A 12,150-nucleotide genomic window follows, 5' to 3' on the forward strand; every position below is an offset into this window, starting at 1 on the left:
TCTATGCGATTAGCCGATTGGTTTCGTGCATTACAACATTTGCGGTTAATCAAAATAACCGAATTTTTCGACGCTAAAGTACGACAACAGCGTTGGTGGAAACCGCTTGCGCGCCTCGTTCAAAAACTGTTGGGGTTCTTGTGGCGCTTAGTTTGCAAGATCTTTACCAGCGTGGGGAAGCGGGTTGTTAACTTTTTTCGGTTTTTCCTTTATCTCAATTTTTCAACCTTGCGCGAAGCCGTCGATCGCGCCAACAAACAGCGATTGACAGGTTTATCTGCCGAAATGGCTTATCATGCCATGTTGGCCTTATTTCCGGCAATTTTAGCCTCGATCGCGGCGATCGGCTTGTTTGAATCCTTACAATCCACCTTGTTCGATCTCGCCCGCCAAATTGCCACCGTGGTTCCCGACGAGGTTCGCAGCACCATCCGTTCCCTGATTCAAGAAGTTCTCGAAAGTCGCAACCAAGAAATCTTTTCAATCGGCTTTGCTGGGGCGTTATGGGCCTTTTCCGGGGTCATGGGGGCGGCGATGGCAGCCCTCGATCGCATTCACGAAATCCCCCACGAACAAACGCGACCCTTTTGGAAAGCAAAGCCGATCGCGATCGTCTTGTCCGTCGGTACGATTATCCTGTTAATCGTGGCTTCTTTCTTAACCTTTATCAGCGATGCGATCGTCCGTTTGCTCGCACGGCGCAGTTGTTTGATCGAATCCGGTCAAGAATGCTTGATGGAATCGGGTTTGCTATGTTTGCTCGAACCGATTGAAAGTTGTCCTCTCGAATCCCAACTGCTCGATGCGTGGCAGGTTTGGAGTCGTTCGATGACGTTGGTGGTCGTTTCTGCGGCTTTTGCGTTTATTTATCGCTTCGGACCGAGCCAGCGCCATCCCGAAACACCTATTTTACCCGGGGCGGCGATCGCGGCGGTCTTGTGGGCGGTGATTTCCAATCTATTTCGGCTTTACGTGTCCCATTTTGGCAACTACAACCGGACTTACGGCGCGGTCGGAACGATCGTGATTTTGCTGTTGTGGTTGTACTTATCGTCCCTGGTCACTTTATTCGGCGCCCAACTGAATGTTACGGTCGGTGCGGCGATGCGACGGGCCAAAGCAACATCCGAGGCGATACGCCGGAGGCGTCGCGAAGCTAACGCGGCGTCGCACCAAGATTTACAATCGTAATTGAATCCTAATTCACAGTTAGTAGCGTCGGGGTCTTTGCACCCGGGCGATCGCCGCCGTCGCGATCGTGGCGAAGATCGAAACCCAGAAAATCCAGCCGTGAATTCCGGTTAAAATTCTCAACCCTCTTAAGATCCAAATCCCTAAAGTGAAAATTAGAAACGCCCAGAAAACATAAGAAAAAATAGTAGCTTTCGATTTTGTCAATTTCGTCATATTTGACTTCCTCTCAATTTTTATTTCAAAATATTTATACGATCTTCAACCGTCCTAACAGAGATCGCGATCGCCTTCAAGTTCGCCAGAGGCGATCGTCCCCCCGAACCCCCCATGAGTTAACTCCCCATTCCCCCCGAAACTTTACTTATGACCCGTCAACGTCACCGTTTAAAATTAGCCGAAATCGAGCTGTCTTATTTAGAGTGGAATCCTGGCGGCGAACCGATTTTACTGTTACATGGGTTGGGAGATTGCGCCGTCGTTTGGTCGCAGTTGGCGGAAACTCTGGGGAGTTCGTACCACGTGGTGGCGCCGGATTTGCGCGGTCACGGGGAAAGTTCCAAACCCGATCGCGGTTACACGGCGGCGGAAACGATCGCCGATTTGGAAGAATTGCTCGATCGCCTCGGGTGGGAGTCGGCGCATATTCTCGGTCATTCCTGGAGTGGCAAGTTAGCCGCAATTTGGGCGCGACAAGCTCCCCATCGCTTTAAAAGTGCGATGCTGGTCGATCCGATTTTTATCACGAAATTACCCGGGTTTCTCAAGTTGAGTTTTCCCATTCTCTATCGGACTTTAGCGTGTTTGAAATTGGGCGGACCGTTTGAAACTTACGAACAAGCGCGCCAACAAGCACGTCAGTTACCGCAATTTGGGGCGTGGAGTCCGTTACAAGAACGGGTGTTTGAGGCGGAAATTGAGGAAAAAGCGGACGGACGCTGGGGGAGTAAGTTTGCGATCGCCGCGCGCGATGGTATTTTTGACGACGTGATGCGAACCTCTGGATTGACCGAGACGATCGCCGTCCCGACCTTGTTCGTCCAACCGCAAGCTGGGGTGAATCGCAGTGAATGGCAGATGAAACCTTACCGAAAATATTTGCAAAATTTGCAAATTGTTCGCGTACCGGGGAATCACTGGCCTTTTTTGGTGGAAAGCGACGTTTTTAACCAGACGATCGCCGATTTTTTAAAGAACTTCTCCGAAGCGAGTCCGGCGATCGCCTAAATAAGCCTGGACAGGTTGACCGTTGGCTTGCTATGTATGGGGAAATTTCTGGGGTGAGGGGTGTGACCCATTATGCGCGATCGCTCTTGTTCGTTTGACTGACCCGCGATCGCGATCTGTTCTACTCAAGCACGGAGAGCGCCACAATGACAGGCACCAACCCAGGCTTTAGGATTGATGAAAATCGGCCTAAAGACAACCCGGAAGACCGAGAAACCACCTTCGAGGAAGCACAGACCCCTACAGAAGGGGAGGGGGAGAGGGAAGGCAAAGATCTTCAAAAAAGTAACGATTCTTCTGTGGAGACGCTAGAGGAAAGCGCTTGGGGCGATCGGCTGGCTGAAATTGGCGAACAACTGCAACAGACCCGGGAAAGACAAGGAATTTCAGCTTATCAACTGCACAGTTGGACGCGGATTCCCCTGCATCATATCGACGCGATCGAACGGGGTTTAGGAGATCGCCTCCCCCCGAAAATTTACGTCTGCGGCTTTATTCGTCGCATGGCGGATGCGTTGGGTTTGGACGGGGATGCAATGGCGGAGTCGTTACCAAAAACCGATCCGGTCAAAACGGCCCTTCGGGTTTGGGAAAAACCCCAAAATCGATTACCGTTCGCCCTCACCCGCGTTCAACTTTATTTAGGATATGCGATCGTTTTGGGACTGATTGCCGTGGGACTGACGTGGGTTTCGATCCGATGGCTTCCCGATTTTAACTCGGGAGAGACGATCGAGCGGCAAGAGTGAGTGCGCCGTGGCGAAGGGGGAACAAAGCCGTCCCGCGATCGCTCTTGCACCTTATCGTCCCCCAGGAGTTCGAGATCCGCGATCGAGGAGGTGCCAACCGGGGCCGTTTATCCCCATCGCCTCAGCTAAAAAGTCGCTTATTTTTGTCCTTAAATTAAATGGGGATCGGACTTCGACCCCAAAGAGATCGCTCGCCAATCCGTCGCGAAATCAAAACGGCCAAAGCCAGAGATTAACGAGCTATGGGCGATCGGTTCTTGTCTCTATCTTGACTCCAAACCGTTGAAAACACTTCTCAACTTTTACTTCTTTATTAGCCCTCTAAACGCTAAAATCTAAACGCTAAAATCCTTTTCACCCATCCGGATGTAAGGGGAAAAAATGGGAAAGCTAAAACTGAATTTCATTGAAAGCAGTTGTCACTGAGGTGAGCAATGCCGGGTTAGGTCAATTGCCGCGATCGGGTGCAAGATCGCTATCCGAGCAATTGCGACCGTTCGCCTCATTTTGGGGGGATTTGAGGCTCCGTACCCCTTGTAAAAGCAAAAACCGTCAGTGTCGGGCTTATCTCAGGCTTTAAAATTCCCATTGACCGATCGGTTCTCAGGCCGATTCTCGCTCAACGATTTGGATAACTTATTGATGATGATAGTGGTAAATGATTTCACGCGCCGGATCGGACGGTTGTCGTTGACAGTGACGAGCTTATCCCTGGCGGCGATAACGGCGATCGCTTCGAGCGCGATCGCGGCGTCTGTAGAGGAAAACCGCCAAACTGCGTTATCGAGTGGAGGATCCGAAAACACCGGATCCGTTCCGGCGATACGCCTTCGGGGTCGGGAAGTTAACGCCAATGACCCTTCCCAACGGTTGTTGGCGCAGCAGTCCGATTGTCCGGGAGGGTTGAAAGTCGAAACCGTGCGAGGAGAGGGTACGGCGACATTTGAGGGACGGGCGATCGCCCAAGGAGATTGCCTCAGCCCCGCGATCGGCACGATCGTCACCGAACCCGGCGTGCGATTGCGCTTGCGCCTAGATAACTATCGCGGCAGTTTGGAAGTTTCCGATGTCAGTCAATTCGAGGTCGCGACCCTCGGAGACGACCAAATCGATTTATTTGTCGAATACGGACAAGTGAGATTTTCATTAGGGCAACTGACCGGGGGACGGGCGGCGTTGCCACCGAGCAATCCCGTCGGCTTGAAAACCCTTGCCTTTTTTGACGATGGCGAGGGGGGACTCGCCCAAGAAGGGGGCGAAGAGTCTCCCTTTAGAGTTCGCACGCCGACGGGAGTCGCGGGGGTACGCGGAACCTCGTTCGGGATCGATGTCGGTCCGAACGGACAAACCGGGATTACCTCTCTCGATGGCAGCGTGTTCGCGATCGCCCAAAATCAAGAAGTGACCGTCGGGCCGGGTCAATATACCTCGATCTCCCCGGGAATGGCGCCGAGTGCGCCGGAAGATCTTCCCGCCGAGTCTAAATTCCGGGTCTTGGTCACGCAACAAAGCGGTTCGCGGACCGTTCGCATCGAAGGAAAAATCGATCGCCCCGACATTCTTCTACTCGATAACGAACTGGTCGAAACCGATCCCGACGGCAACTTCTCCCTGATGGTGCCGCGTCCGGCGTCGCGCAACCTCAAGTTTGTGGTGCGCGGTCCGGCAGTCCGCGAGCGCGTTTATATCGTGCCATTGCCTTAATTGTCGGCGATCGCGATTGGCGAGGCGATACTCCGAGGGAGTCGCTGTGCGATCGCGCCGGAAGTCTTCGAGAAACCACTCCCGAGAACCAGAGAGTTTCGCGAGCCGACTTCCGGCTTCGACTCGGGTGCAGCTCGACCCCTATTTCGGGGAAACCGATCGAACGAGTGAGGAATGATTTTGGGAGTTCGAGGCTGGCTTCGCCGCGCGTTAATACGGGATTATCCCTGGTGGCCCGGTGCCATTGCGGGGGCGGTTTCGGCTGCCATTGCCCTGTTGGGACTGTGGCAGCCTTTAGAACGATTTGGCTACAACCAGTTATTTAAACTGCGCGGTTCGCTCAGTTGGAACGAGCGGATCGTGACCGTGGCGATTGACGAGACCAGTTTGCAAGTGTACGGTCAATTTCCCTGGTCGCGCGATCGCTACGTACAACTGCTCGACGTGTTGAACGATGCCGATCCGGCGGCGATCGGGTTCGATATTCTCTTTCTCGATCCGAGTCCTCAAGATGCCCGCTTAGCGGAGGCGATCGCCCGTAACGGTCGCGTCGTCCTCGCCCGGGGCGCCTGGGGAGAGGAACCTTTACCGATCTTGCAAGACGCTGCCGCCGCCGTCGGTCAAATTCTCCACGAAGCCGACCGCGACGGGATCAGCCGTCAGGCAACCCTGTGGATTGAAGGGATTCCTAATTTGAGCTTGGCGATGTTGCAAGTGTCCGGGGACTTGCCCTCGTCCGACCTGTTAGCCGAACTACCTCAAGGGGCGATCGCCCGCCATCAATCCGGGGTTTGGTATAACTTCTGGGTCAATTGGCCCGGGAAAATGCAAGCGGTTCCCACCTATTCGTTTGTCGATGTGGTCGAAGGTCGTGTCCCGATGACGGCGTTTGCTAATAAACTCGTATTCGTCGGCGCGGTGGCGACGGGGTTAGACCGCAAAATTTCCCCATTCCAAGCGATCGCGGGGGTTTACCTCCATGCAGCCGTTGCGGACAATTGGCTCGAAGATCGGTTTTTACGTCGTTGGCCCGAGTGGGTGTCTCCGTGGGCGGCGATCGCGTTCGCCCTGGGGACCGGGTGGCTGTTGTCCGGTTTGGATTGGAAAAGTCGGGTGGGGCTGGTGTTGTTGTTGCCGTCGGTCTGGGCGGCGATCTGCTTGGGTGCCTTCACTTGGGTGAATTGGTGGTTACCCACGGCGATCCCCATCGGTACGATCGCCTTGAGCGCGATCGCGGTTCAAGTCCGCGAACAGTACCAAAAACAGCAACTGATGCGCTTGTTTGAGACCCAAGTCGCCCCGGAAACGGCCCGCACGATCTGGCAGCAGCGCCATGAAATTTTCCAACACGGATCGGTTCCCCCTCAAGAAGCGATCGCCACGATTTTGTTTATGGATATTCGCGGATTTACGACGATTTCCGAGCAGATGCCGCCGAAGGAATTGTTACCGTGGCTCAACGAATATCTCGACGTAATGTCGAATTGTATTATGAATTGTGGAGGGGCGATCGATAAATATATTGGCGATGCGATTATGGCCTGTTTTGGCGTTCCGTTCGTCCGCAGGACGGAAGCGGAAATTCAACAGGATGCGTTGAATGCGATCGCCGCTTGTTTTCAAATGCACGAACAATTACAAACGCTCAACCGCCATTTTCAAGCGACGGGCAAGCCGCCCATTCGGTTTGGGATCGGCATCCATACCGGCCCGGTCATCGCTGGCAGCGTGGGCGGTTCTCGGCGATCGAATTATTCGGTTTTGGGCGATACGGTTAATATTGCCGCTCGCTTGGAACCGATGAATAAAGAAATTCTTGACAATAATCCTTATAGTTTGCTGATTACCCGCGAGACGTTTGCTTACGTCCGCGATCGCTATCCCGGCCAAAAAGTCGGCGAGTTGCAGTTGAGGGGGCGACAAGAAATAACGGAAATTTATTCTATTCAGAATAGTAAATTTTAAGTTTTTCTGCTTGTAGATCTAGCTAAGGCGTTTCGGTTTAAGTTTTTGTTCAAAAGGTATAGATGTAAACAAGCGAGTCTTTCGATTGCCCACCGAATAACTTTTTCGGTTAAGTTATTCGGTGGGCAATCGAAGCAAAATTGCTCGTTTGATTCATGTCGTGTAAATATCTAATAGCTTATGCATTTAAAGTGATTGTAAGTTAATTCATTAGAGAGATTGAAAAAGACGAAATCAGCGTTCGAGCGTAGGCGATCGCCGATATGAAAACATTAGCGGTTCGAGTGGCGATCGAATTCAACGTCGATCGCCTCGTGACCCTTGCCCGCAAGATCGTCAAGGGGATCTCGACTGAGATAAGACCCATTCCGTTGATGTTGACGACGATCGCGACGGCGATCTACAGGAGCGACAAAAACTTCTAAAGTAAATATTCCCGAAAGAACAAGAAAAACGAGGGCGGCAAATAGATCCTGATAGGAGATTGAATTCACTAGCTTCCCCTGAATAATGGCAACAATCTTTATCCCTTTTCGAGAAAAATTTGCGGCGTTCGGGAAAGATCGAACAGGGAACGCAACAACCCCTCGAACGGTTCCCCCGGACGGCGCTAGTGCGTAGAGTGCGCTTCGCAAACGCGGCGAACCTCATTTATTCCTGAAGTTCCAATCCGGTCGGTGAAAACTCATAGGGAAGACCTGAGTTTGCTCCTAATAGCGGCTAAATTCCTAGCCCTTGGGTTGCTTTGCGTCGGTAGTTCGAACTCGTGCTGCTGGGGTCAACCGATCGACACAATGGCAATTTTTGTCACAGATCCGACAACAGCAGACAGGTGCGATGACGGGCTGGAAGTGGTACGAAGCATCGGCGATCGCGCGATTGGAGCGATCGCTCCCACAATGCAGCTCAAATCTTAGGGTCAATTCGGGTCTCGTTGGCGCCATTCGCCGCCGAAGGTGACTGTAGTCTCAGCGACGCCTTCGACGGGGCGAATGGATCGCCCAAGCCATTTCTAGCCGAGGTCAAGGTGGAGAGTGATTCTATGCAGAGATTTGTGTCGATTCCCGTGGTCGGGAACTTGTTAGCCGACCGCTATCAAGTCATCGAAGTGCTCGACGCGGATGCTTTCGGCAAAACGTACATCGCCGAAGATACGCACAGTTTGAGTCAGCACAAGTGCTTTGTCAAACAACTCTCGTTAGCGCTCGAACGCGCCAATTGCCCGAATTTTACCCGGCATTTATTCGCGATCGAAGCCCAAACTTTAGAACAACTCGGTCACCACGAACAAATCCCCCAACTGATCGATTGTTTCGAGTACGAACAAGAACTCTTTTTAGTTCAAGAGTATATCGAAGGAGAAATACTCAGCAATCAATTACCCACGGGAAAACACCGCACCTGGGCGCCAGAGGAATGCCTCACGATGCTGCAAGATGTCTTGGGGGTTTTAGATTTCATTCACGATCGCGGTCTGATTCATTGCGCGATCGCCCCGGAAAACCTGATCCGACGGCAATCCGATGGCAAATGGATGTTACTCAACTTCGGTGCCATTCGAGGGATTCAAAACACCCCCGCGACCAAACCGGGACAATTTGTGATTACCGTTCCCCTCGGGACGTTCGGCTATTTACCGCCGGAACAACTCACGGGCCATCCCCAACCCAACAGCGATATTTATGCCCTCGGTTTGATTGCCATTCAAGCGTTGACGGGGTTGCACCCCAGTCAAATCGAGATCGAGCCGACTCGGGGGGAGTTGCGCTGGCAGCACGCCGTCCGTGGGGAGGTCGAACCCAAGGCGATCGCGGTCCTCGCCAAAATGGTGAGCAATCACGCCAAACAGCGCTATCAATCCGCATCGGAAGTGTTGAAAGCGCTGCAACTCCCCCATGCAGTTGCGAACCCTACCCTCAGCGTGGTCGGGACGGCGATCGAAGAAACTGAGGAGAACGAACCGATCGAGGCGAACGCGCTTACATCCAGCCAGGTAGGAGACGATGCTCCGAGTGAAGAGTCTGCGGAAGTGGCCCCGGACGCCGCTAGCGAGGATGCGGCGCGACCCTCAAGGGCGAATTCGACTCCAAAGCCCGCTTTTTCCTGGTTTAAAAGCAATCGTCCGATGCCATCGTTGTTTGTGGTCAGCATTTGGGCGGCGATCGCCCTCAACGCTTTGGTGATTACGGGCGGCTTGACGGCTTTACTACATTTGTCTGCCACCGATGACGGCAACGAGGTTCTCGCCCGCGCCCGTCAAGAATACCATGCCGGAGACTTTGAAGACGCGATCGCCCTGGCGGAATCGATTCCGACGTTTAGTTCCGCTTACTACAACGCCCAAAGCGAACTCGAACAGTGGCAAGTCGATTGGCAAAATGCGGCCCGTCAGTACGCGATCGCCGAAAAAGCCTTTCAAGAACAACGATGGCTCGATACGATCCGCGCCGCGCAAACTATTCCCGAAATTATCTTTTGGCAGGAGAAAAGCGCCCCCCTGGTCACCCAGGCGACCGCCGCCGTAGCCGGGCAAACTCCCCAGTGGTTGCAAGAAGCTTACGATCGCGCCAACGAACGGGATTTTGCTGCCGCCTTGAAGCTACTCCAACAAATTCCGCCGGGAACCCCCGTTTACGATACGGCTCAGGCTAAAATTGCCGAGTATGGCGAGAAAGAACGCATCAAACTTAAAGCCGAAGCTCATCGACTGATTCAAAAAGCTTACCAACGCGCTCAAGCTAGAGATTTTGAGGGGGCAATCCAGTTACTCGAACAAATTCCGGAAGCGGCTCCTACTTATACCCTGGTGCGCCAAAAAATTGCGGAGTACCGCGAAAAACAGCAAATGAAGGCCAATCGACTGCTTCAAAGCGCTTACAATCGCGCTCAGGTGAAAGATTATGCCGGGGCGTTGCAGTATTTGAAGAAAATTCCCAAACATACTGCCGCTTACGACACCGCCCGCGTCAAACAGGTGGAGTACACGCGCTTGCGACGACAAAAACGCAAGCGGACTTCGACGGCGATGTTAGATCCTTCCTTCAGAGAGTCGCGTCCTTCCATGACATTCAATCCTGGAGAGCAGTTACAAGAAATCGACTTCTCGACCCCGATCGCCTAAAAATGCCTAAACGTTCCTAAAAATAAGGGAGCAGAACGATTGAGATCTCTTAGTCGATCGGTTCCCAACTCCCTATCTGGACATTGAAACTGATTTATTGCGCTTCGGCGCGATCGACGCTCAGATCTCCCGCCCCCAAGGTGAATTTAACGGGTAAACCCTCGGGATAGGCTTTCGCGACTTCCCGATAAACTTGATAATTTGTGGGTTTGGTGACTTGACGGTTGCCGATTTGGTAGGTCAGTTCGTATTCGACATCTTTTAATAATTCTGGGGTTCCCGGTTTTTCGTTGACTTCGGCGGCGGCTTCGACTTGGTCAACGGTCGGGCGCGGTGGGAGGGCGGGCCACCACAAGCCGCGATCGTCGGGTCCGGTGACGGCGCCGGGAGGTTTCTCGCCGTTGTGATTGACCAAGGTGTTGGAGGCAAAGGTTTCGATGCGGCGGTCTTTACTGGCGACTGGGGTGGTCGTATATTCGACTTTCCAGGTGTAGGTGACGGTGGCGGTGGCGTCGTAGCGTTCGGCGATCGTACTGTTACAACCGACGAGGGTGGTGGCGATCGCCGCGCCGAGCAGTTGGGTGAAGCGTTTGAGGACTGGAGGTCGGCTGTGGCGTAGCCTGTCGCCGCCCGATCTCGTTCGGGATTCTCTTTCGCAGACGCTTTGCGAACGATTCGACTGTTGGCTGTTGGTCGCTCGGGTTATCATACAGAACTCTTGAATCAATGTTAAAAATCTTTCGATGCAATTCGCGCCCCTGTACCCTATCTTATACCGCGTCCTCAAACCCTGTTTCCCGGGGTGTTTGTGGTCGGCGCCGACGGAGAGAACCGCTACAGATCGCTCTTCGGGCGTCGCGCTGACCTTTGACGACGGTCCCCATCCCGAATACACTCCGGCGTTGCTGGACCTGCTCGACTCCCTGGCGGTTCCGGCCACTTTTTTCTGTCTGGGGCGATCGGTCAGCCGTCATCCCCAATGGGTGCGGGCCATTGACGCGGGCGGTCACGGTTTGGGTTTGCACGGCTACGAACACCGTTCGTTCCCGAGCTTGGGTCGCGATCGCCTCCAGGAGAGTTTGGCTCGCACTCGCTCGGCGATCGCCCACGCTTGCGGATGGGATCTAGAGCAGGTCGCACGGCGAGTGCGCGACGTGCGCCCCCCCAACGGCGTGTTTACGCCGCAGGTCTTGCGTTGGCTGCGCGAGTGGAATTATCGTCCGGTGATGTGGAGTGTGGTTCCCGAAGATTGGTGCGAACCGGGGGTGAGTGTGGTGGTCGAGCGGGTTTTAGCTCAGGTGACGGACGGATCGGTAATCGTGCTGCACGACGGCTATTATGGCGGTCGCGACGTGGTGGCGACGGTCGCCGCACTGGTTCCCCAATTGCGCGATCGCGGTTACCAGTTTTGCCTAATCGAGGAGTTTTGGTCGCGCTGGGAGAGCACCCGGGATCGCCGGACTTAGAGTTTAGAGCGCTCTCGACGGGGAAAGAGGCGATCGGTGTGGGGAGATCGCGTCATTTTCCCCGCCCATGCGATTTGACGACCCATTACATCAGCTAACCTGTGTGTCTAGTGTACTAATCGGATTGTTAATCTGGTTCGAGGTTGGGGAATGTTAAGTTATGAAATCATCCCCCTGTCATCTCTAGAGTAGATTGACTAGAATAGCGGAGTGTACACTCATGTTCGTGCAAGCCAATTGTCTTTAAAACTTCAATAACTCCAATTGCGTTCCGCAGAGAACGTAAGTTGACTGAAGATGAGCCAGCCCGATCTATTTTCACATCGGACCCCAGCCCGGTCCACAACGGGGATTTTGGACAGATCGCCGATCGCATCGGTAGAAGAACCACTGAAATATGAGCATCAACAGTCAATCGATCCCCACTGATACGGCGATCGTTCTTGCAGGAAATATGAGTTTGCTAAAATCTCAAACTAAATTTGGAGTAAATCGACAGGATCGGAATCTGAATCGAATCTCTATCTTCATTCCTCCAGGTTAAAGGCCACACTGGACAAGGTGATGGCCTCTGGCGTGACAGTTAACTTATCGAGGAACATCGAATCACAATGGGTGCATTAACACAAACACGATTTTACAGAGGCAGTCCACTGACTAAATTGACCGAAAGCGGTTCGAGTTATCCGCGCATAACTCGATTCGATGGCTTCGCTAAGATGGTAAT

11 protein-coding genes are annotated in these 12,150 nt (G+C 53.3%); 9 read left to right on the top strand and 2 right to left on the bottom strand.

Features of this window, described 5'->3' with window-relative positions; genetic code table 11:
• The first annotated feature begins 3 nt into the window (after nt 1-3).
• Nucleotides 4-1,191 carry a YihY/virulence factor BrkB family protein gene (locus JJD41_RS02055; RefSeq protein ID WP_200664489.1) on the top strand — a complete coding sequence of 396 codons (1,188 nt, stop codon included), beginning with the start codon at nt 4-6 and terminating at the stop codon, nt 1,189-1,191.
• An 18-nt stretch (nt 1,192-1,209) separates the two neighbouring features.
• On the opposite strand, the gene JJD41_RS02060 is transcribed toward JJD41_RS02055, so the two are convergent.
• Nucleotides 1,210-1,407: a hypothetical protein gene (locus JJD41_RS02060; protein ID WP_200664490.1), complete on the bottom strand. Its 198-nt coding sequence runs from the start codon at nt 1,405-1,407 to the stop codon at nt 1,210-1,212.
• Between the two features lie 150 nt (nt 1,408-1,557).
• On the opposite strand from JJD41_RS02060, the gene JJD41_RS02065 reads away from it, so the two are divergent.
• From JJD41_RS02065 to JJD41_RS02090, 7 genes are all read left to right on the top strand, one after another.
• Nucleotides 1,558-2,418: an alpha/beta fold hydrolase gene (locus tag JJD41_RS02065; protein WP_200664491.1), complete on the top strand. Its 861-nt coding sequence runs from the start codon at nt 1,558-1,560 to the stop codon at nt 2,416-2,418.
• A gap of 146 nt (nt 2,419-2,564) precedes the next feature.
• A complete protein-coding gene (locus JJD41_RS02070) occupies nt 2,565-3,167 on the top strand; it encodes a helix-turn-helix domain-containing protein (protein WP_200664492.1) in 603 nt (200 codons plus the stop codon).
• A 642-nt stretch (nt 3,168-3,809) separates the two neighbouring features.
• Nucleotides 3,810-4,871: a FecR domain-containing protein gene (locus JJD41_RS02075; RefSeq protein ID WP_200664493.1), complete on the top strand. Its 1,062-nt coding sequence runs from the start codon at nt 3,810-3,812 to the stop codon at nt 4,869-4,871.
• A 174-nt stretch (nt 4,872-5,045) separates the two neighbouring features.
• Nucleotides 5,046-6,836 carry a CHASE2 domain-containing protein gene (locus JJD41_RS02080; protein ID WP_200664494.1) on the top strand — a complete coding sequence of 597 codons (1,791 nt, stop codon included), beginning with the start codon at nt 5,046-5,048 and terminating at the stop codon, nt 6,834-6,836.
• A 263-nt stretch (nt 6,837-7,099) separates the two neighbouring features.
• The gene (locus tag JJD41_RS02085; RefSeq protein WP_200664495.1) at nt 7,100-7,261 is read left to right on the top strand and encodes a hypothetical protein; all 162 of its coding nucleotides are present in this window, start codon (nt 7,100-7,102) and stop codon (nt 7,259-7,261) included.
• A 369-nt stretch (nt 7,262-7,630) separates the two neighbouring features.
• On the top strand, nt 7,631-7,753 hold the full coding sequence (locus JJD41_RS25180) for a hypothetical protein (RefSeq protein WP_255547202.1): 123 nt from the start codon (nt 7,631-7,633) through the stop codon (nt 7,751-7,753).
• Between the two features lie 125 nt (nt 7,754-7,878).
• Nucleotides 7,879-9,957, top strand: a complete 2,079-nt coding sequence (locus JJD41_RS02090) for a serine/threonine protein kinase (RefSeq protein WP_200664496.1) — start codon at nt 7,879-7,881, stop codon at nt 9,955-9,957.
• Nucleotides 9,958-10,051: 94 nt separating this feature from the next.
• Here the strand turns inward: JJD41_RS02090 and JJD41_RS02095 are convergent, their stop codons facing one another.
• Nucleotides 10,052-10,666 (bottom strand): hypothetical protein, encoded by a 615-nt coding sequence (locus tag JJD41_RS02095; protein WP_234488470.1) that lies wholly within the window; start codon nt 10,664-10,666, stop codon nt 10,052-10,054.
• 34 nt (nt 10,667-10,700) lie between these two features.
• Between JJD41_RS02095 and JJD41_RS02100 the strand changes: the two genes are divergently transcribed.
• Nucleotides 10,701-11,423: a polysaccharide deacetylase family protein gene (locus JJD41_RS02100; protein WP_200664497.1), complete on the top strand. Its 723-nt coding sequence runs from the start codon at nt 10,701-10,703 to the stop codon at nt 11,421-11,423.
• Nucleotides 11,424-12,150: the final 727 nt, after the last annotated feature.

The sequence above is a fragment of the Oxynema mangrovii CENA135 genome, assembly GCF_016632315.1.
Classification (GTDB): domain Bacteria; phylum Cyanobacteriota; class Cyanobacteriia; order Cyanobacteriales; family Laspinemataceae; genus Oxynema; species Oxynema aestuarii.